Below are 18,920 nucleotides of genomic sequence, written 5' to 3' on the forward strand. Positions count from 1 at the left end.
TCAGGAGGAGTATATTATGGACAGCACAAAAATCGACAGAATCAACACCCTTCACCATAAGGCACAGAGCGTAGGCCTTACAGAAGAAGAGAAAAAAGAACAGGCAGAGCTGCGCAAGGAGTATATTGCCACCATTAAGATGAACCTTAGAAATCAGCTGGATAATATTGATGTAAAGGAAGCCGATGGTACGGTTGTGAATCTTGGAGAAAGATATGGAAGAAAAAAGACTCATTAGAAAGCAGATTTTTGCAGCCAGAAAGCAGTGCAGCGATGCGCAGGTAGAAGAATGGAGCCATCAGATTACAGATCAGGTGCTGAAACTCTCAGAGTTTGTGAAGGCTAAGCATATTCTGGCTTATGCAGATTACAATCATGAAGTAATGACCAGATATATCATTGAGGAAGCCTGGAAAGCAGGAAAAGAAGTGGCAGTCCCGAAGGTTGTGGGAAAGGATATGATTTTTTACCGCCTTACTGATTTTTCTCAGCTAGAGCCTGGATATTTTGGAATTCCGGAGCCTGTCAGAGGCGAGATCGTGAAGTGGGAGGATGCTCTTATGGTCATGCCTGGTGTAGCTTTTGATCCTGAGAACAACAGAGTGGGATATGGCGGCGGCTTTTATGACCGCTTTTTAGAAAAACATCCTGATATTACCAGACTGGCAGTGGCTTTTGATTTTCAGATCCTTGATCTGGTGCCCACAGAACCTACGGACATTTGTCCTCAGATCATTGTGACACAGAGTAAAGTTTACCGGAGGGAGGACTTATAAATGAATGAAATGCTGGAAACTCTTGGCAGGAATGCCAAAGAGGCAGAAATCGTTCTTCGAAACCTTGATACAGCTAAGAAAAATCAGGTTCTGGAGGCTGTTGCAGACAGCCTTGTTGCAGATTCGAAAGCACTTCTTACAGCAAATGCCATTGATGTAGAGAATGGCAGGAAGAATCAGATGCCAGAAGGACTGGTAGACCGTCTGATGTTGACAGAAGCCAGAATTGCAAGCATGGCAGAGGGGCTTCGTCAGGTTGCGGCACTGGAAGATCCTATCGGGGAAGTGACCGGGATGAAAAAACGTCCCAACGGACTTCTCATTGGACAGAAGAGAGTCCCTCTTGGAGTGATCGGAATCATCTACGAGGCAAGACCAAATGTGACAGCAGATGCTTTTGCCCTTTGCTTTAAAACTGGCAACGTGGTGATCTTAAAGGGTGGTAGTGATGCCATCCATTCCAATACTGCTATTGTGGATTGCATCCGCAGAACCCTGGATGAGAATGGAATTACGAAAGATGCGATCCAGCTGATCTCTGATACTTCAAGAGAGACTGCCGGAGAATTCATGAAGATGAATGAATATGTGGATGTACTGATTCCACGAGGAGGCAAAGGTCTTATTAAAGCAGTAGTAAATAACAGCACGATTCCTGTAATCGAAACTGGTACCGGAAACTGCCATATTTATGTGGATGAGAGCGCAGATCTTCAGATGGCGGCAGACATTGTGATGAATGCCAAGACACAGCGGGTGGGTGTCTGCAATGCCTGTGAGTCTCTTCTGGTGCATGAGAAAGTGAAGGATGCTTTCCTTCCGGTTCTTGCAGAGCGCCTTCGGACAAAGAATGTGGAGATGCGTGCTGACGAGGAAGCGAAGGCTTTGATCCCAGACGCAGTCACTGCCACTGAGGAAGACTGGGGTACAGAATATCTGGACTATATACTTTCTATAAAAGTAGTTGGATCTGCAGATGAAGCGATTCGCCACATCAATCGCTACAATACAGGCCATTCAGAGGCAATTATTACCAGAGATTACAACAATGCCCAGAAATTCCTGGATGAAGTAGATGCAGCTGCTGTATATGTGAATGCTTCTACAAGATTTACGGATGGTTTTGAGTTTGGTTTTGGTGCCGAGATCGGAATCAGCACCCAGAAGCTTCATGCCCGTGGCCCCATGGGACTTCTGGCACTTACTTCCACAAAATATATCATTTATGGAAACGGACAGATTCGTCCTTAGGTTTGATTTTTGAACTGAGATATGTTATACTAGACTTCGATGTTAATATTTAATATGGGGGACTCATTTATAAGGAGGACTTTTTAAAATGAAGAAAAAGCAACTTTTGGTATTCATTATGGCGGGAAGCCTTGCAGCCGGAATGTCTCCGGTGACAATGGCATTTGCAGAGGCAGATACCCAGACCGTGACAATAGAGGACACAGTAGCTGTTGCCGCAGAGTCAGAAGAAGGAGAAGCAGCAGCTGAACCAGTGCAGGATATTTCAGATGCCGCAGCAGATACACCTGTGGAAGAACCTGCACAGGCAGCAGATACGCCGACTGCAGAACCAACCCAGGCAGCTGCAGATACACCGGCAGCAGAACCAACCCAGGCAGCTGCAGACACACCGGCAGCAGAACCAGCTCAGGCAGCGGATGCGGTTGTGGATGATGGCTTTAACAGCGGAGATACTGCTGAGCTGACTTTGGAGGAAGAGGAGAGTGCTACCCCTACTCCTGAGACCACTGGTCAGATTATCCTGAAGGCAGCAGATGGAACCCAGACATCCTATTCCACATTAGCAGAGGCAATTGCGGCAGCCCCGGTTAATATTGGCAAGGATGGTGAAGTTACCCAGATCCTTGTAACCGGAACTGTAGAGATCAGTGAGACTGTTGTGATCGATCAGAATAAGAATATCTCTATTGCAGCAGCTGCGGATGGAACTACTATTAAACGTGCAGCCGGATTTTTAGGAGATATGTTTAAAGTAAAAGATGAGTCCACTTCTTTCCAGTTTGGTACAGGCAAGGAGGGTGAGACTGTTTTAAGTCTGACTGTAACAGGAGCACTTGACCAGGGGGATGCAACAGGCTCCATTATTTCTGTGGAGGGCGGTTACTTCGGATTGTCCGATGGTGTAACCCTGACAGGAAACAGAACCAGTGCGCCGGGAGCTGCAATCTGTAATTCTGGCGGAAGCATCGGACTGGCAGGTGGTACTATCACAGGAAACCAGTCTGAAGGTATTGTAAATGAAGCTGCTGAAATTACAGGTGGAGCTATTTACAGTCTGGGCGAGATCCGTGTTTCCGGCGCTGTAATTGTAAAGGATAACAAGGACGATGGTCTTAATGATAACAGTATTGTTTTAGGCGGTGATAACGCATGTATCGCAGCAATTGGCCAGCTTGCTGAAACAGCAGACCTTCAGGTAAGAAGAAGTGACGCAGCTGCCGGAAAGATTATTGTAAAGGTCGGTACGGATGCGAATGGTACTGCACTTACTACTATGGAGAATATTCTGGCACATGTTCATTATCTGGACACTACAGAGTATACCATTAACAACCAGACTGGAGCACTTGAGTCTGTTACAGCTCCTGTTAGTACTATGACGCTGACCGCAGATTCTATTTCCTGGAATAAGGCGTATGAGCATACTGTTGATCTGACCTTCCATACCAATGATGCTGGTGTTGGAGGAAGATATTATGTGACCTGGGTGAAGAAATCTGATTCTACACCTGGATTCGAAGCAGTAAAGAGCAATTATAAGAGCTCTGGAGATATTGCAAGCTCTGCAAGTGTACAGTTGACAGATGTAGCTTATGATACAGCCATTAAAGTAGTTGTATATGCTGAGGATTCCAAGGGACTTGAAGCAGTTGCGCCACTTGTACTTACATTAAAGGCGAAAGCAAGCACTCCCACAGAAACTCCGATTACTACTACACCGACGCCAACTACTCGTGCAACCATTAACCCGTCTGTCAGCGAAAGCAAGGTAACAGGTCTTGAAAAAGCACTGGCATTCTACCCGAAGCAGATGTACAATTTCACAGTAACTGGCGCCGGAACTGACAATACAAACCCGATCAAAGGTGATACCAAGTGGATCCCGTATGGCTGGAGCATGTCCGCGAAGAACATTGACACCGGATATCAGAAGAGCTGGTCTATCGGAAATGTAAATGGTATCAAGCAGGCGAAGACCTTTAGAATGTATATCTTCTTCCAGAAGTACATATACAATGGATCCGAATGGGAAGCTACCGGCGTGAAGGAAGCTCTCCCTACAGAATTTAAGTCCAAGGCAATCGACTTCACAGTAACTCCATCCGGCACAATCACGCCAACTGCAACAGCCGGTTCTGGTTCCGGCGGTTATGATTATAACGGAACAGGTAGCGGCGATGGAGATGGAACAGATGGCGATGATGCAGAGAACCATGACGGAACAGACAGCGATACCGGTTCTACATCTGCAACAAACGCGAGAACAGCCGATAACTCCCCGATTGCCACTATGATGATGCTTGCAAGTCTTTCTCTGGTAGCTGGAGGTTATGTTATCGTCAGAAAGAGAAAAAAAGAAATCTAAGAAAATCTATGGCATATGAATAACCATGCATTTTGATCAGAAGTTTTTCTGACAGCAAAATAATAAGAAACATACATTAGGCAGGTCTTTTGACCTGCCTTTTTGCATATAATAATACAGGCAGCGGGGGGACAGGCTATAGCGTGTAAAAAAAGGCCTTCTGCAAGATGTACGTTACACTTTGTTGGAATGATTTTTCAAACACGCTCTAGAGATGAAATGCCGCCTGAGTTTTTTCCTGCTGCAGGAGGTAAAATATGTTGTCAGAAAGCGTATTGTCAGTCAGAAAAGAATTGTTCCCACAGAATAAAACGGCTGTCAGTGACATGCCGAAAGTAAATATACAAAAGAAAGTACAACCGACAGATGCAGATATGGTACAAACATCGCTGTCATTTGAAAACATATATTATTCTTTATGGGAAATAGCTGGACGCTACAGCAGCTTTTGCCAGTTTCGCGTGATTGGAAACAGTCATGACGAGAGAATGATCCCAATGCTGGAAGTTGGCACCGGCGCACAGATGATCTTCTGTGTGGCTGGAATTAATGGAACTCAGGCTCTTTTGCCGGAACTTCTTCTGAAAATGGCAGGAGAATACTGCAGGGCCTACGAATGCGGCTGGAAGCTGGATGAATTTTATGAAGTGAAAAAACTCCTTGATAAAATAAGGATCTGTCTGATTCCGATTTTAAACCCGGATGGTTATGAAATCCGCCAGAATGGCTTTGGTGCTATTCGAAATCCAGTTTACCGTCAAATGCTTCGTATGCAAAGCATTCCTGCTGAGGATTTTGGATATAATGCCCGTGGAATGGATATTTCACATAATTTTCCAACGGTTCATTATATCCGTTCACGTATGGGAGAGGAACCAGCCAGCGAGAATGAGACAAAGGCATTGATCCGGATCATTCAGGAATATGATGGAAGAGGACTTTTGACGTTTGCTCAATCCGGAAGGGAAATCATTTATTATCACTGTCAGCAGGGAGTGGGAAGTCTTCCGAAATCCTACCGGCTGGCAAGACATATGCAGAAATCTTCTTCCTATCATCTGGAAAGGGAACAGATGACCGAATCGGCAAGGGAGAAATTTAAGGGAATGGGAACCCCGGAACAATACTATATTCAAACGAAAAAACAGCCGGCATTTCGTATTAAAGTACCAGCTCAAAGCGGAAATGGAAGAGGCGTTGAAGAGGATAAAAAGGCAGTATATGAGGAAATACATTTGCTTCCATTGGAATATATATTTTCATTAGACAATTAAATGTTATTGATTGCAGGTAAGCCTCTGTAAAATAATTACTTGAGAGAGCTGGCCGGTAACCATAAAAGGAGATGTCCGAAGTAATCGAAACATCTCCTTTTAGTATTTGATTTGTTTTTTGACGTTTACGAAACGCAGAGAAGATTGCCATGCGCATCCGAAATGATTATTTTTCAGAAGCAGCTGTTTCCGGTTTTTCGTATTTCCTGCGGATATCTTTCATCACAAAAAGATAGGAAACACCGGTAAATACTGCTGCTGTAACCCACGCTGCCGGGTCACAGAAGCATGCAAGTGCATAACTTCCTACCGCCATGGAAATCATTGCCACAACCAGACGGGCAACCAATTCAGAAACACCACCCATCATAGGCAGGAATCCATATCCGCAGCCCTGCATGGTGTTTCGGAATACGAAAATACTGCTTAAAGGAATGTAAAAGATCACACTCATATAAATATAAGTTTTTGCCCATGGAAGCATGCTGTTCATATCCACATCTCCAGTGAAGAAAAGTCCAAGAGCTGGTTTCAGCAGAATACAAACCAGCACGGCCGCTGCAAGAGCATATACAACAGAAGCTTCCAGAGCCGCTTTAACACCCTGGCGGATTCTTTTGATATCACCTTTTCCGAAGTTCTGTCCACTATATGTCGCCATAGTCTGTCCCATAGCCATCATTCCCTGGGTTACCAGATTCTGTACCTTGCTGGCTGCCGTAAAAGAGGCAACGGCAACGGAACCGAAAAGATTGATGGCAGACTGCATGACCATGGTACCGGAAGCTGTAATTGCAAACTGCAATGCCATAGGAATTCCCATAGCCAGCTGGTTACGGCTTTCCTGACCATGAAGCTTCCAATGTCTTCTGTTTGGTGCAAGAGAAGGCATACGTATATAGATGTAGACCAAACAGAGTATTGCGGAAACGCCCTGAGAAATAATGGTTGCCAATGCTGCTCCGGCAACGCCCATTTTAAAATTGATAATCAGTACCAGATCCAGAATTACATTTAAAGCTGCGGAAAATACAAGAAATACCAGCGGAATCTTACTGTTTCCAACTGCACGCAGGTAAGAGGAAAACAGGTTGTAAAAAATAGTGGCGATGATTCCGGCGCTGATGATCATAATGTAGGTGTATGCATCCTGAAAAATGTTGTCAGGTGTGTTCATCAGCTTCAGAAGAGGGCGCATGCCCAGCAAACTTAAAGAACTGATGAGCACGGTAAAAATCAGGGAAAGAAGAATTCCGTTTGCTACACTGATCTTTACCCCTTCGGTATCTTTGGCACCGAAGCGCTGAGCGGTAAGTACGGAGAAACCGGCTGTGATTCCCTGCGAGAAGCCCACAGTAAGAAACATGATCGTTCCTGTGGATCCGACTGCCGCAAGGGCATCAGCACCTACATAGCGTCCTACAATAATTGTATCTGCCATATTATAGAGCTGCTGAAAAATGTTTCCAATAATAAGAGGAAGCATAAACTTCAGGATTACCGGCAAAGGCCGGCCTTTTGTCATATCTTTTTCCATAAAAAAACTCCTTATTGAGATATATAGAGATCGTAAATAAAAAGTGTTACTAAATTACTTACATATTAGAGTGTGTCAGAGTCTGTTTGAAAAATCATTTCCACAAAATATAACGCACATTTTGCAGATTGCATTTTTTTACATACTCTGGAAGCGAAAATTATTTTATCACACTGCGGATTATCTGTCACTATTTTATTTTTGACTATTTTAAAGGCATTTGATACCATAATGTTCAAGAAACCACACTTTTTCTCAAAAAATGTTTAGGAATTTTGACTGATATGTTGGTTTTGCTTGCTATTTGCTCACATAAATGGTAAAATCAAATATAACGTGAAGATATTTTTTTCGAAAGAGAGGCATTCATATAAATGGCAAATGAACATGGAGAACAGATCAGAATCGTGCAGGAGACTGTGGCTGGTAAGGAGATTACTTTTGCCCATGTAATGGGAGGACCGGCACCGATCATTTATCAGAAGCTTGGGTTGAATCCGCAGCTGGATTATCGTTCCTCTGCAATTGGAATCATGAATATGACACCGCCGGAATCCGCTGTTATCGCTTCTGATATTGCGGTGAAGAGCGGTAATGTTTATCTTGGATTCGCAGACCGGTTTACAGGGACTTTGATCATTACAGGAGAGATTTCTGATGTAATGTCTGCAATGACTGAGATCGTAAATTATTTCCGGGATTCTCTGGGATACGTGGTCTGCAATATTACGAAACGATAGGAAGTAGAAGCATGGAGCGAATAACGAAGGAAGAGCTGCTGGAAATGCTATTCCATGAAGATTATGAACACCTGAAGGGGAAGAAGCTTCGTATGACTCGTGTGCGTGTACCGGGAAAGGAAGTTTGTCTTGCCCATGTGATCAGTCCTTCCCAATCTTGTATTTATGAAAATCTGGGACTGCATATTGGAGTTCATGAGGGGGAAGACCACACAGGAGAATCCATTGGTCTGATCCGTTTTACTCCCTGGGAAGCGGTTGTGGTAGCTGCAGATGTTGCCATGAAGAGTGCAGATGTACAGATCGGGTTTATGGATCGTTTTTGCGGTTCTCTGATCATTACAGGAGGATTGTCCCAGGTGCAGACTGCTGTGGAAGAGGTCGTACGTTTCTTTGACAGAGAGTTAGGCTTTAAAACATGTGCGGTTCACAGAAGCTGACAGATACCTTATGGCTGCGGGAACAGCAGCTTATGGATACGATATTATGATATGCAAATGTAAAAATAATGCACTGCTGTATTTTTACAAGTAAGGTTTATTGAAAACAGGGGAAATACAATTCGATGAAGAAAATTTTTTTGATGGGAAGAAGTGAGGCCGGCAAGACCTCACTGACGCAGGCACTAAAAGGCGAGGAGCTTCATTATATAAAAACACAATATACCAATTCCAATGACGATACCATTGACTCTCCGGGGGAGTATGCAGAGTCAAAAAGATTCAGTGTAGGACTTGCATGTTTTTCCTTTGAGGCAGATGTGGTGGCAATTGTGCAGGCTGCAGATGAGCCATTTAATCTGTTTGGTGCAAGCTGCCGCTCTTTTATCCTTCGTCCTCTTATTGGCATTATCACAAAAATTGATTCACCATATGCCAATATCCCTATGGTGAGACAATGGCTGATCAACGCTGGATGTGAACGCATTTTTATGGTGAATAATGTGACCAGAGAGGGAATTGATGAGTTGATGGAATATCTGCAGGAGGATACCCCGAAGCTTACATTGGAACAGGCGAAATTCAAACAGAGCCTTGGTCTGAACGAGTGGGATCCTCTTCCAGAGGGAGTGGCTTATCCGGAAGAAAAAGAGAATATGCTATAAAAAATTCCCATTCAGATTTTCCTGTTATCTGGATGGGAATTTTTATATGGTATGTTGCTTATGTAAATTACGGTATTAAAGAAATGTACCGCTTTAACAGACAGAGGGTTTCTTCCTTCGGACGATCAGACTGGTGATCGTGCCGTTTTCTGTTTCTTTATACAATTCTGTTAACATCATTTTTACATCCGAAGGTTCCAGAGGCGGAACATATTGGGGCGGTAAATCCTGAAGAATTCCATTTTGGATAAAAGCTGACAATCCTTTTTCCGAGAAAATCGTTACATAATTTTTCTGAATGTTCCGCAATACGGAAAAATGTTTTTCAACAAGGTGGAACATGGTATCATAAGGCAGGTTTGGTGCCTTCATATATTTTTTTATAAGTCCAGGAGTGATATATCTGCCGGGACAGGGATGCGCCATGAGGATTTGCAGTCTGTCAGGACTGGTTCCGGTAAGATACTCCTGCAGCACATCCATAATATTGGAACTGCATTGTACCCAAAGCTCGCAGTTTTGAACCAGAGATAAAAAGTAATTCCGATAATAAAACACTAAAGGCTCATTTTTGAATACCTGGGCAGTACTTTGATCTTCTGCAATTGTTTGAAGGATATTATCCGAATGCAGGGATTTATACAATTTTGAATTATTTGACGGATGGAGAGGGAGCAGCCTATTTCTATAATTCGGATGGAAGAAGGAATAAGGGAAAAGTAGAGAACTACTATTATTTGCCTGACTGTTCAGAAAAAGATACCGATTCTATCAATCGAGGCGGAATGATCCAACCTATTGGATGTCATTTTTTAACTGAGGATGATGAAAAAGTTTGGAATGATAATTGGATTAATAGCAGTTTTAATGTGTGTACCAGAAATGGCATGGGCAGAGGCAAGCTCTGTTCGGGTAGATGCACAGGAGGTTCCAGTAAATGGAAACTGGTACGAGTATAAAATTTCAGAAGGGGAATATGTATATTGTCCTATTGTGATTAAAGATAATGGAAGACTGGATGTAAGTGTTCAGATAAACTTTGAAGGTCACCATTATGTGGGGCTACTGGATCAAAACTATGAGGCTGTCAGGCGGGACAGCGTGAATCCCCCGGAAGAGGAACCGGAGCCTGAAATTGCAATTCCTAAAATAGAAATAGCAGTAGGAGAAACCACAGAATTAACAACAGATAGTAGTTCTGATAATATCAGCTGGGGCAGCACAGATCCGTCCGTAATCGTGGTATCCAACACGGGAACTGTTATGGGCTTAAAATCCGGAACCGCCTGGGTAGCAGGAATCCCCACCGACGGTTCACCGATCATATTATATCAGATATTGGTGCAATAATTGGAAAATAAGTTAGCAACCACCAGTTCAACTTAAAATCTATGATTTCGATATTCCCGGGGACTGCATCCCTTTATTTTGGCAAAAACTTTGGAATAATAATTGGGGTCTGAAAATCCAGCCTTGTCAGCCACCGCGCTGACAGGCTGGTCATCCTGCAAAAACTCCAGGCTGCGCTCGATCCGATATTCCTGCAAAAAGGCAAACAAGGTAGTATTCATATGACGTTTAAAAAGCCGGGTACATTCGCTTTCACACAGGTGGATGTGTCCGGCGATGTCATTTAAGGTGATCTTATTTTGATAATTTTCTTCTATGTAGGACAGAATCTTCTTGATTCGGTCGTATTCCAGAGAGTTTTCCCTGGAAGCCTGGGGTTCGTAGGTAATATGCTCCAGAAGAAGCCGCCACATGGATTGCAGGCAGATGGTAATGTCCAGCTCATAAAAATCCGGTTTCTTTTCATCCAGATCAATAATGCGGAGAAGATATTCGCGAAAAGGCTTGTGCCAGGGCTCACTCTGGTCGATACAGATGGCAGGGAGCATAGAATCCTGAATGACAGGATCTACATATTTGCTGTTGACAGTGCTTTGGAAAAATCCATAAATCAGCCTGGAATCAAAAGTTACAGGAATATAAGCGCAGTCCTTCTGATTTTCCATTGTGCCAGAGTGAAGGGCACCGGAGTTGTTAAATACAATATCTCCTTCTTTTAAGTGGTAAACCATATGGTTGACCTTGTAGCACATAGTGCCTTTTTGCACATAAGTAATCTCTATTTCCGGGTGCCAGTGCCACATAAAGGAACCAGACTCATATTCTGAAAGTTTCTGGTAGCTGACCAGGAATGGAAACTGTTCATTGCCGTGCTGTTTTAATTCTTTTTGAAACTGATTGGTTATGATCTGCATGCCAAACCTCCCGAGAAAAAATTTCATATCCTGTGGACTGTATAGAATTCCATATGTTCAAAAATAGAGAACTACAATAAAACGCATAAATTTACCTGTATTATACATCTGTTAAAGATAAAAACGCAATATATTACTTGTTTTTCGCAAGTTATTTAAGGTAATGCAAAGGAAATGCATGTAAAATGAAATTAACTTGATGAGAGATCCGGATAAGCACAGATGAAGCGGAAAATATGCACTGAGGCAGCTGGAGTACAGAATGTAAAATTATAACAATATTAACAAAAATAGGAGAATGAGACCATGAATTTACCAGAAAAAGCAAACCTTGAGAAAATCTATGGAGAGAACAGTGCCTGCGCAGCTCGTTTCCAGAATCTAGCAGACAACTTTGCCAGAATCTACAAACATGACCATGCAGATTTCTTTACTTCCCCTGGAAGAACAGAAATCATCGGAAACCATGTTGACCACAACGGCGGCAAGGTAATCGCAGGAAGTATCAATCTGGATACCATCGGCGCAGCTGCACCGAATGGAACCAACGTGATCCACATTACAAGTGAAGGCTACAGAGATGAGATCGTAGTTGATCTTGACAAGATCAGCAGAGCCAACTATCCGAAAGGAACCTTTGCCCTGGTTGCCGGTATGATGGAAGGTGCGAAGAAGAATGGCTTTCAGACAGCTGGTTTTGATGCCTATGTAAGCACCAACGTGATCGCAGCAGCAGGAGTAAGTTCCTCTGCATCCTTTGAAATGCTGATCTGCGTAATCATCGATTACTTCTTTAACGACAGCAAGATGACTTACACAGACTATGCAAAGATTGGTCAGTACGCAGAGAACGTATACTGGGATAAAGCTTCCGGAATGATGGATCAGATGGCATGTGCAGTTGGTGGTCCGGTTCTCTTCGACTTTGCAGACAGAAATGATCTGAAATACAGCAAGCTGGACTTCTCCTATGGAAAATTTGGTCACAAACTGGTAATTGTAAACACCGGAAAAGGCCATGCAGATCTCAGCCAGGAATACTCTGAGATTCCAGGTGAGATGAAAGCAGCAGCCAAGGTACTTGGTGCAGAGCTTCTTCATGAGACTACTCTTGAAAATCTGCTTGCACATGTAAACGAGATTCAGGACGACAGAGCAATTCTCCGTTCCATTCACTTCTTTGAAGAGACTTCCCGTGTAGAACGGGCAGCAGAGGCAATTGGTAAGGCAGATTACGAGGAATTTTTGAAGCTGATGGATGAATCCGGAAGATCGTCCTGGGAACTGCTTCAGAACTGCTACTGCATGAAAGACTGCCACGAGCAGAAGATCCCGTTGGTTCTTGCTCTTACCCAGCTGTTCCTGAACAAGATCGGCGGCGGTATCTGCCGAGTACATGGCGGCGGATTTGCCGGTGTTATTGCAGCTGTTGTACCGGAAAATGAGATGGAGAATTATGTAGAATACATTTCCCAGTATGTTGGCAGAGAGAACGTTTATCCAATGGATATCCGCGCAATTGGAGCTGTTCACATTGGATAATGACAATATTCTGAGTTATCTGAACTAAAGGTGACCTTTTTCGCAGCAGCTTTTCGCTATGACAGCCAGTTTAGAACTTTTACAGTCTTTTTGTGTTACCGTATTTGCGTAATATATACATAAAGAATCTGGACATATTTCCTTCTGACGTGCTATATTGAGTCTATCACAGAATTTTCGGAAATAAAGGAAAATACGAAAGAAGGAGAATCAGATGGAAAGATTGATTTTTCATGTTGATGTGAACAGCGCTTTTCTTTCCTGGGAGGCAGCGAGCAGAGTAAAGGCAGGTGAGCCGGATCTGCGGGAAATTCCGTCTGCAGTAGGCGGTGATCCCAGGACACGTACCGGAATCATAGTTGCGAAATCCATTCCTGCCAAGAAATACGGAGTACAGACTGGTGAGCCCGTGGCAATGGCCCTTCGAAAATGCCCGAATCTGGTAGTGGTACCTAGTGATTTTCGCCTTTACACGAAGAATTCCCAGGCATTTAAAGCAATTTGTAAATCTTATGCTCCTGCAATGGAATCCTTTTCTATTGATGAGGTATTTCTGGACATGACTGGAACTTCCCTGATCTACCCGGATCCCATAGCAACAGCCTGTGAGATAAAGGATAAGATTTATCAGGAGCTTGGATTTACAGTAAATGTGGGAATTTCCACCAATAAGCTGCTGGCGAAAATGGCCTCGGACTTCGAGAAGCCAAATAAAGTGCACACCCTTTTCCCGGAAGAAATTCCGGCAAAAATGTGGCCTCTTCCCATCAGAGATCTGTTATTTCTGGGAAAAGCTTCGGAAAAGAAGCTGGTTGATTTCGGTATCCGCACCATAGGGGAACTAGCTCGGGAAAGGGAGTCCACTATTCAGACACTTCTGGGAGAAAAGACCGGACATCAGCTCTTCCAGTACGCCAGAGGCATTGACAATTCTCCGGTTTTGGAAGTGCCGGAGGATAGTAAAGGCTTCAGCGTGGAGAAGACTTTCAATGATGATATTGTATCTATGGAGCAGATCCAGCCTATTTTATTGGAGCAATGCGATGTGGTAGCCACCAGAATGAGGCGGAAAGGAAAGAAATGTACCTGTATTTCTGTCACCTTCCGCACTCTGGATTTTAAGAATCGTTCCCATCAGATGAAGCTTGGAAGCGCTACGGATGTAACTGATGAAGTCTACGCAAATGCCAGAAAACTGTTCGCAGAGTTCTGGAAGGGGCAGCCATTACGTCTGATCGGAGTGGCACTCACCGGACTTACTGAGGACGGATTCGAACAGATGTCCCTGTTTGAGGACTGTGCGAAAAAGGAACAGCGCCAGAAGCTGGATGCAGCGATGGATGCCATCCGCATGAAATTTGGAAACGACAAGATCACCCGGGCCAGCATTATGAACAGCAATGCAGGAATCGGGCGAAAAGCCAAGGCGCAGATGGAAAACGAAGAAAATGGAAAAAGATTCTAAAAGAAATAGAAAAGAGAACATTGTCATTTCCTTTGCAGGGAAGTGCAATGTTCTTTTTTTTGCACAGGAAACACGGTTTTGTTCCTTATGTGAAAAAATGTAAAAAAACACTTGACGAAAATATAATTCTAGTGTACTATACAACTATGACAGTGATACAGAAAGAGAGGTAACCATGGAATATAATTCATCGCTGCCAATTTATCTCCAGGCAGCAAATTCTATAAAGCAGGATATTGTAACAGGCAAGCTGTCTCCTGGTGCGAGGCTTCCATCTGTGCGGGATCTGGCAGTAGAATATACCATTAATCCCAATACAGTCAGCCGCGTATATAAAGAATTGGAGATGGAAGGCGTCTGCTTTACCAGACGCGGGATGGGAACCTTCGTGACAGAAGATCCGGAAAGAGTGCAGCAGCTGAAGGAAGAGATGGCAGGAGCCCTGATCCGGGAATTCCTGGAAGGAATGGAGCAGCTTGGTTTTTCCAGAGCTCAGGCAATCGGACTTCTGGAGAAAGAACAGTCGGAATGACGAGGAGTGTATAAAAATGATCTTAGAGAGCAGAGAAGTAACGAAGAAATACGGCAGTAAGACTGCTGTGAATCAGGTATCTTTACAATTGGAGCCAGGCCTTGTATACGCCATGCTTGGCCCCAATGGAAGCGGCAAGACCACCTGGATGAAAATGGTAGCAGGACTTGTAAAGCCTACCAACGGTGAGATCCTTTATCAGGGAACTCCCATTGGAAAAGAGAGTAAAAAAGAAATTGCTTATATGTCCACGGAGCCTTATTTCTACAACTGGATGACAGTTTCAGATGTGGGAAAATATTATGAGGACTTTTTCGAAGATTTTTCCATGGAGAAATACAGACAGATGATTTCCCGAATGGAGCTTACAGAGGACATGAAAGCGAAGAAGCTGTCCTCTGGTATGATGGCCAAGCTGAAAATTGCAGTTACCATGGCAAGGGAGGCCAGGCTGTACTTGCTTGACGAACCGTTGAACGGCATTGACCTTCTTGCAAGAGACCAGATTATGAAGAGCATTCTGGAAGCCATAGATCCAGATGTGACACTGGTAGTTTCCAGTCATCTCGTAGACGAACTGGAACGTGTAGCAGATGCAGCCATTTTTATGAAAGATGGTATTTTGGCAAATCAGTGCATGGTAGAGGAGCTTCGGATCAATCAACACAAATCCGTAGTGGATCTATACCGTGAAATCTATGGACATGGAGGAGAAGAAGTATGTTAAAGTTGATGAAATATGAGCTTCGGAAAACAGCATTTTCCAAACTGGTTCTGTTGGTGATCACAGCAGTTGCAGAAATTGCATTTTTAATAGGTGTATTTTGGAAAAAGGATAATATTCTGGCAATGGGAATTATTTTCCTGGTCATGTGTACAATATTTGGTGTTATCTACATTGGTATAGAGAGTGTAAATGTTCTCCATCGTGACCTGAATACCAAACAGAGTTATATGTTATTTCTCACACCAAAGAGCAGCTATCAGATTCTGGGAGCCAAGATCCTGGAAAATGGAATTTCCATTATCATGGCAGGCGCATTTTTTGCAGCGCTGGCAGCCATTGATGTGACAGTTGCAACTCTTTACATTGGCGGTCTGAAAGAGATGATCAATCTGGTGAGTTCCTTTATGGAAGTAAACTGGTCCGTGACTTTTACTCCGGCAGAAGCAGCTTTCTATTTCTTTGGTCTTCTGGCAAGCTGGATCGTCTTCATTGTGAATGCTGACCTGTCCGTGATCTTATCCGCCAGTGTCCTTGCAGGCAAAAAAGGCAGCGGCATCGCCGGCTTCCTTATCTTCCTGGTAATATCTTCTGTTATTGGGAAGCTGCTGGATCTCATTCCGGTTCTGGAAAGTATGGAACTTACTTTTGTCCTGTATATTGCAGCATCATTTGCCATTGCGGCAGTGCTGTATGTAATCAGCGGCTGGATCATGGAGAAGAAGCTGAGCGTATAATAGAAAACGCAGGATCAGAAGGTTAGAGCGTCAAAAAAGATCTATTTCAAAACAGGGCATTACCTGCTTCTCGTTGAGGAGTAAGTAATACCCTGTATTTTTTTACTTAATCAGGCGTTTTTTGAATTAGTACTGACCACTCTGGCTGCTCTGTCCGGCGGACATGGATCTTTCCTGCGCCTCGATCATCTTTTTTACCATATAACCACCTACACTACCATTCTGTTTGGAAGTAAGGTTTCCGTTGTATCCGTCTGTAAGCGGCACACCCAGCTCATTTGCAACCTCAAATTTGAAACGATTTAATGCGCCCTTTGCTTCTGGTACAGCTGCTTTGTTAGAAGAAGTATTGTTTGACATAATCATTTTCCTCCTTGGTTAATTGTTGTTTTGTTTGATGTTACATTGCTAGTATGTACTCTGAAAATGAAAATACACTGGGAATAAATGGGGTGATCAAAAAAAAGACAACAAAAAAAATATGCCGGATAGCAAAATGTTTTAACTTGACGCTACATTCTCAGTGTAGAAATTCTTATATTGGGAGCATATCTTATTACAAGAACAAAAAATTGCATACACAAAAATAGAGATAGGAAGCGGGACTTCGTACTTATAATATGAAATCTCCCTATCCGGAAGAATTTAACAGGCAGGCCATTGGACTTACTGCCAGCTTGCATTTTGCACCGACCCAGAAAGCAGCGGATGCACTGCTGAAAGAGGGTAAGGATCCAGAGCAGATTTTTGTCACAGGAAATACAGGAATTGATGCTTTGTACTATACGGTGCGAAATGATTTTTATCACCCGGAAACAGAATGGGCAAAAGGCAGCAGACTGATTGCTGTGACAGCACACAGAAGGGAAAATCTGGGAGAACCCATGCGTGATATGTTCCGGGCTATACGCAGGATCGTGGAGGAATTTACAGATGTGAAGGTTATTTATCCTGTACATTTGAATCCGCAGGTCAGAAAAATCGCAGATGAGGAATTCGGTGGATGTGATAGAATACACCTGATCGAACCACTGGATGTGGTAGAATTTCATAACCTGATGAAAGCCAGTTATCTGATCATGACTGATAGTGGCGGAATTCAGGAAGAAGCTCCGGCATTGGGAAAACCTGTGCTGGTCATGCGAGATACAACAGAACGTCCGGAAGGTGTGGAAGCAGGAACCTTAAAGCTTGCAGGCACGAAAATGGAGGATATTTACAGAGAATGCAGGCAGCTTCTTACAGAACCTGAGAAAAGAAATAGATGCCCGGCAGAAATGGCTGGAAACAGTCTTGACCGGAGAAAAAAAGTGGATTCTTGAAAATCAGGGGCCTGAGGGTGAATTTTACATGAATGGAAGTAAAGCCGGAGATGTTAATCCATACTTTGCATGTATGGCTGCACTGGGGCTTCTGGCAGAAACAAAGAACTGCCCCATTACTGAAACAGAGAAAAAAGCTGTTGGCAGGTATCTGGACTGGCATACCGGGATTTTGCTGGAAACAGATGGAAAAATGGGAATCTACAGGAAAAAGAGTGGGAAACTTATTTATAAAGAAAAGGCTGATTCCGAAGACGGGTATCTTGGTATGTATCTTTTTCTTATGGGAAAATATCTGGAAAAGACAGAAAGTACAGACCTGCCGGAATACTGGAAAAAGGGAATCAGCCTTGCATTAAAAAAGATTCAAAGCCTGATGCAGGATGGAATTACACAGGTCTCAGAAGAAAATACAACAGTTTATCTGATGGATAATCTGGAAGTATGGAAAGGCCTGTACGAATTAGAACATGCAGGACTAAAGGATGTGCAGGCAATCCGTGAAATGCGTAATAAGCTACAGGCACAGATAGAAAAGCTATTCTGGGATGATGCAAATCAAAGATGGAGAATTATTGAAAACAGTGATCTGTATCACCAGAAAGAATTTTATCCGGATGGAGTTGCTCAGATTTATCCGCTGATTTATGAATTTCCGGTAAAAGAGAAGAAAAAGCAAAAGATATTATATAAGCAGTTTACGGAAAGGTTTCAGTGGCAGAAGCTGAATAAAAAAAGAAATGGCTTTTTGTAAATTGCTGCAGAATATTAAATATGTACTCTTTAGACAATGACTTCAATTGTCCAGAAAAAAATCAAAGCATTGTTGAAAAAATTCTATTGTTACATGATTACGTAAATGATATACTTAAGTACAAGAAAACCGTGTGAAATTACAGCTTGCTTTTTGCACGGTTTCCTTTAAATTAGATAGTTGGTTTTGTCTAACACGATAAAAATATGACAAATTATAGAATAATAGATATTAGGGAATATAATCAACAAGCTATAGAATAAATACTATATCGCTGAAGATAATTACTTTTGCCAATAAATTTTTTCGAGCATATATGAAAGGAAATTTTATGCTAATAAATATTTTTGAAGGTATACTGATTCCATTTGTTGGAACAACGCTAGGTGCAGCATGCGTGTTTTTTATGAGAAAAACATTTAGCAAGTCAGTGCAACGTGCACTTGCAGGGGTTGCAGCAGGTATAATGGTTGCTGCTTCAATCTGGAGTCTTCTGATTCCGGCAATTAAACAATCTGAGAATATGGGA

The 18,920-nt window shown here is 43.0% G+C and carries 19 protein-coding genes and 2 pseudogenes; 17 read left to right on the forward strand and 4 right to left on the reverse strand.

Annotated elements, in window-relative coordinates:
• Window positions 1-16 precede the first annotated feature (16 nt).
• The 5 genes from I2D69_RS07920 (at window position 17) to I2D69_RS07940 (ending at window position 5,669) form a co-directional block, all read left to right on the forward strand.
• Window positions 17-238, forward strand: a complete 222-nt coding sequence (locus tag I2D69_RS07920; RefSeq protein ID WP_118578386.1) for a DUF896 domain-containing protein — start codon at window positions 17-19, stop codon at window positions 236-238.
• Window positions 216-776 (forward strand): 5-formyltetrahydrofolate cyclo-ligase, encoded by a 561-nt coding sequence (locus tag I2D69_RS07925; RefSeq protein ID WP_173715583.1) that lies wholly within the window; start codon window positions 216-218, stop codon window positions 774-776. The genes I2D69_RS07920 and I2D69_RS07925 overlap by 23 nt, the downstream gene beginning before the upstream one ends.
• Entirely contained in the window at window positions 777-2,027 is a 1,251-nt protein-coding gene (locus I2D69_RS07930) for a glutamate-5-semialdehyde dehydrogenase (RefSeq protein ID WP_173715584.1), read from the forward strand.
• Window positions 2,028-2,115: 88 nt separating this feature from the next.
• Complete coding sequence (locus I2D69_RS07935) at window positions 2,116-4,395, forward strand: hypothetical protein (protein ID WP_118578384.1); 2,280 nt, start codon at window positions 2,116-2,118, stop codon at window positions 4,393-4,395.
• A 257-nt stretch (window positions 4,396-4,652) separates the two neighbouring features.
• Window positions 4,653-5,669: a M14 family zinc carboxypeptidase gene (locus I2D69_RS07940; RefSeq protein WP_226814801.1), complete on the forward strand. Its 1,017-nt coding sequence runs from the start codon at window positions 4,653-4,655 to the stop codon at window positions 5,667-5,669.
• A gap of 166 nt (window positions 5,670-5,835) precedes the next feature.
• Here I2D69_RS07940 and I2D69_RS07945 read toward each other — a convergent pair whose 3' ends face one another.
• Complete coding sequence (locus tag I2D69_RS07945) at window positions 5,836-7,206, reverse strand: MATE family efflux transporter (protein WP_173719509.1); 1,371 nt, start codon at window positions 7,204-7,206, stop codon at window positions 5,836-5,838.
• A 374-nt stretch (window positions 7,207-7,580) separates the two neighbouring features.
• On the opposite strand from I2D69_RS07945, the gene I2D69_RS07950 reads away from it, so the two are divergent.
• The 3 genes from I2D69_RS07950 (at window position 7,581) to I2D69_RS07960 (ending at window position 9,051) form a co-directional block, all read left to right on the forward strand.
• A complete protein-coding gene (locus I2D69_RS07950; RefSeq protein ID WP_118578382.1) occupies window positions 7,581-7,946 on the forward strand; it encodes a BMC domain-containing protein in 366 nt (121 codons plus the stop codon).
• An 11-nt stretch (window positions 7,947-7,957) separates the two neighbouring features.
• The gene (locus I2D69_RS07955; RefSeq protein ID WP_173715587.1) at window positions 7,958-8,386 is read left to right on the forward strand and encodes a BMC domain-containing protein; all 429 of its coding nucleotides are present in this window, start codon (window positions 7,958-7,960) and stop codon (window positions 8,384-8,386) included.
• A 125-nt stretch (window positions 8,387-8,511) separates the two neighbouring features.
• A complete protein-coding gene (locus tag I2D69_RS07960) occupies window positions 8,512-9,051 on the forward strand; it encodes a EutP/PduV family microcompartment system protein (protein WP_148462568.1) in 540 nt (179 codons plus the stop codon).
• Between the two features lie 93 nt (window positions 9,052-9,144).
• Here I2D69_RS07960 and I2D69_RS07965 read toward each other — a convergent pair whose 3' ends face one another.
• Entirely contained in the window at window positions 9,145-9,534 is a 390-nt protein-coding gene (locus I2D69_RS07965; protein WP_173715588.1) for a hypothetical protein, read from the reverse strand.
• Between the two features lie 357 nt (window positions 9,535-9,891).
• On the opposite strand from I2D69_RS07965, the gene I2D69_RS07970 reads away from it, so the two are divergent.
• Window positions 9,892-10,401, forward strand: coding sequence for an Ig-like domain-containing protein (locus I2D69_RS07970; RefSeq protein WP_173719510.1), 510 nt, complete (start codon window positions 9,892-9,894; stop codon window positions 10,399-10,401).
• A 32-nt stretch (window positions 10,402-10,433) separates the two neighbouring features.
• Here the strand turns inward: I2D69_RS07970 and I2D69_RS07975 are convergent, their stop codons facing one another.
• On the reverse strand, window positions 10,434-11,315 hold the full coding sequence (locus tag I2D69_RS07975; protein ID WP_118578380.1) for an AraC family transcriptional regulator: 882 nt from the start codon (window positions 11,313-11,315) through the stop codon (window positions 10,434-10,436).
• Window positions 11,316-11,621: 306 nt separating this feature from the next.
• On the opposite strand from I2D69_RS07975, the gene I2D69_RS07980 reads away from it, so the two are divergent.
• The 5 genes from I2D69_RS07980 (at window position 11,622) to I2D69_RS08000 (ending at window position 16,315) form a co-directional block, all read left to right on the forward strand.
• Complete coding sequence (locus I2D69_RS07980; RefSeq protein ID WP_195379700.1) at window positions 11,622-12,857, forward strand: galactokinase family protein; 1,236 nt, start codon at window positions 11,622-11,624, stop codon at window positions 12,855-12,857.
• 214 nt (window positions 12,858-13,071) lie between these two features.
• Window positions 13,072-14,322, forward strand: a complete 1,251-nt coding sequence (locus tag I2D69_RS07985) for a DNA polymerase IV (protein ID WP_195379701.1) — start codon at window positions 13,072-13,074, stop codon at window positions 14,320-14,322.
• Window positions 14,323-14,497: 175 nt separating this feature from the next.
• Window positions 14,498-14,854, forward strand: a complete 357-nt coding sequence (locus I2D69_RS07990; RefSeq protein WP_187565662.1) for a GntR family transcriptional regulator — start codon at window positions 14,498-14,500, stop codon at window positions 14,852-14,854.
• A gap of 16 nt (window positions 14,855-14,870) precedes the next feature.
• A complete protein-coding gene (locus I2D69_RS07995) occupies window positions 14,871-15,581 on the forward strand; it encodes an ABC transporter ATP-binding protein (RefSeq protein ID WP_118584213.1) in 711 nt (236 codons plus the stop codon).
• Window positions 15,575-16,315 carry a hypothetical protein gene (locus I2D69_RS08000; RefSeq protein WP_195379702.1) on the forward strand — a complete coding sequence of 247 codons (741 nt, stop codon included), beginning with the start codon at window positions 15,575-15,577 and terminating at the stop codon, window positions 16,313-16,315. Before I2D69_RS07995 ends, I2D69_RS08000 begins: the two co-directional genes overlap by 7 nt.
• Before the next feature lie 126 nt (window positions 16,316-16,441).
• Here I2D69_RS08000 and I2D69_RS08005 read toward each other — a convergent pair whose 3' ends face one another.
• A complete protein-coding gene (locus I2D69_RS08005; RefSeq protein ID WP_195379703.1) occupies window positions 16,442-16,675 on the reverse strand; it encodes an alpha/beta-type small acid-soluble spore protein in 234 nt (77 codons plus the stop codon).
• 236 nt (window positions 16,676-16,911) lie between these two features.
• On the opposite strand from I2D69_RS08005, the pseudogene wecB reads away from it, so the two are divergent.
• From wecB to I2D69_RS19825, 3 genes and pseudogenes are all read left to right on the forward strand, one after another.
• Window positions 16,912-17,571, forward strand: a pseudogene (gene wecB / locus I2D69_RS08010) (UDP-N-acetylglucosamine 2-epimerase (non-hydrolyzing)); the annotation flags it as partial.
• Window positions 17,572-17,665: 94 nt separating this feature from the next.
• Window positions 17,666-18,391, forward strand: a complete 726-nt coding sequence (locus I2D69_RS08015) for a hypothetical protein (protein ID WP_195379704.1) — start codon at window positions 17,666-17,668, stop codon at window positions 18,389-18,391.
• 331 nt (window positions 18,392-18,722) lie between these two features.
• Window positions 18,723-18,920, forward strand: a pseudogene (locus I2D69_RS19825) (ZIP family metal transporter); the annotation flags it as partial.

It is taken from the genome of Ruminococcus sp. D54t1_190329_F1 (assembly GCF_015551645.1).
In the GTDB taxonomy this organism is placed as follows: Bacteria; Bacillota; Clostridia; order Lachnospirales; family Lachnospiraceae; genus Blautia_A; species Blautia_A faecis.

Excerpts from the sequence above, each read along its gene's own strand:
- I2D69_RS07970 (WP_173719510.1), top strand. The coding sequence starts at position 9,892 with ATGATAATTGGATTAATAGCAGTTTTAATGTGTGTACCAGAAATGGCA.
- I2D69_RS07965 (WP_173715588.1), bottom strand. The coding sequence starts at position 9,534 with ATGGATGTGCTGCAGGAGTATCTTACCGGAACCAGTCCTGACAGACTG.
- I2D69_RS08005 (WP_195379703.1), bottom strand. The coding sequence starts at position 16,675 with ATGTCAAACAATACTTCTTCTAACAAAGCAGCTGTACCAGAAGCAAAG.
- I2D69_RS07920 (WP_118578386.1), top strand. The coding sequence starts at position 17 with ATGGACAGCACAAAAATCGACAGAATCAACACCCTTCACCATAAGGCA.
- I2D69_RS07930 (WP_173715584.1), top strand. The coding sequence starts at position 777 with ATGAATGAAATGCTGGAAACTCTTGGCAGGAATGCCAAAGAGGCAGAA.
- I2D69_RS07955 (WP_173715587.1), top strand. The coding sequence starts at position 7,958 with ATGGAGCGAATAACGAAGGAAGAGCTGCTGGAAATGCTATTCCATGAA.
- I2D69_RS07985 (WP_195379701.1), top strand. The coding sequence starts at position 13,072 with ATGGAAAGATTGATTTTTCATGTTGATGTGAACAGCGCTTTTCTTTCC.
- I2D69_RS07960 (WP_148462568.1), top strand. The coding sequence starts at position 8,512 with ATGAAGAAAATTTTTTTGATGGGAAGAAGTGAGGCCGGCAAGACCTCA.
- I2D69_RS07925 (WP_173715583.1), top strand. The coding sequence starts at position 216 with ATGGAAGAAAAAAGACTCATTAGAAAGCAGATTTTTGCAGCCAGAAAG.
- I2D69_RS07935 (WP_118578384.1), top strand. The coding sequence starts at position 2,116 with ATGAAGAAAAAGCAACTTTTGGTATTCATTATGGCGGGAAGCCTTGCA.
- I2D69_RS08015 (WP_195379704.1), top strand. The coding sequence starts at position 17,666 with ATGAATGGAAGTAAAGCCGGAGATGTTAATCCATACTTTGCATGTATG.
- I2D69_RS07990 (WP_187565662.1), top strand. The coding sequence starts at position 14,498 with ATGGAATATAATTCATCGCTGCCAATTTATCTCCAGGCAGCAAATTCT.
- I2D69_RS07995 (WP_118584213.1), top strand. The coding sequence starts at position 14,871 with ATGATCTTAGAGAGCAGAGAAGTAACGAAGAAATACGGCAGTAAGACT.
- I2D69_RS08000 (WP_195379702.1), top strand. The coding sequence starts at position 15,575 with ATGTTAAAGTTGATGAAATATGAGCTTCGGAAAACAGCATTTTCCAAA.
- I2D69_RS07945 (WP_173719509.1), bottom strand. The coding sequence starts at position 7,206 with ATGGAAAAAGATATGACAAAAGGCCGGCCTTTGCCGGTAATCCTGAAG.
- I2D69_RS07980 (WP_195379700.1), top strand. The coding sequence starts at position 11,622 with ATGAATTTACCAGAAAAAGCAAACCTTGAGAAAATCTATGGAGAGAAC.
- I2D69_RS07940 (WP_226814801.1), top strand. The coding sequence starts at position 4,653 with ATGTTGTCAGAAAGCGTATTGTCAGTCAGAAAAGAATTGTTCCCACAG.
- I2D69_RS07975 (WP_118578380.1), bottom strand. The coding sequence starts at position 11,315 with ATGCAGATCATAACCAATCAGTTTCAAAAAGAATTAAAACAGCACGGC.
- I2D69_RS07950 (WP_118578382.1), top strand. The coding sequence starts at position 7,581 with ATGGCAAATGAACATGGAGAACAGATCAGAATCGTGCAGGAGACTGTG.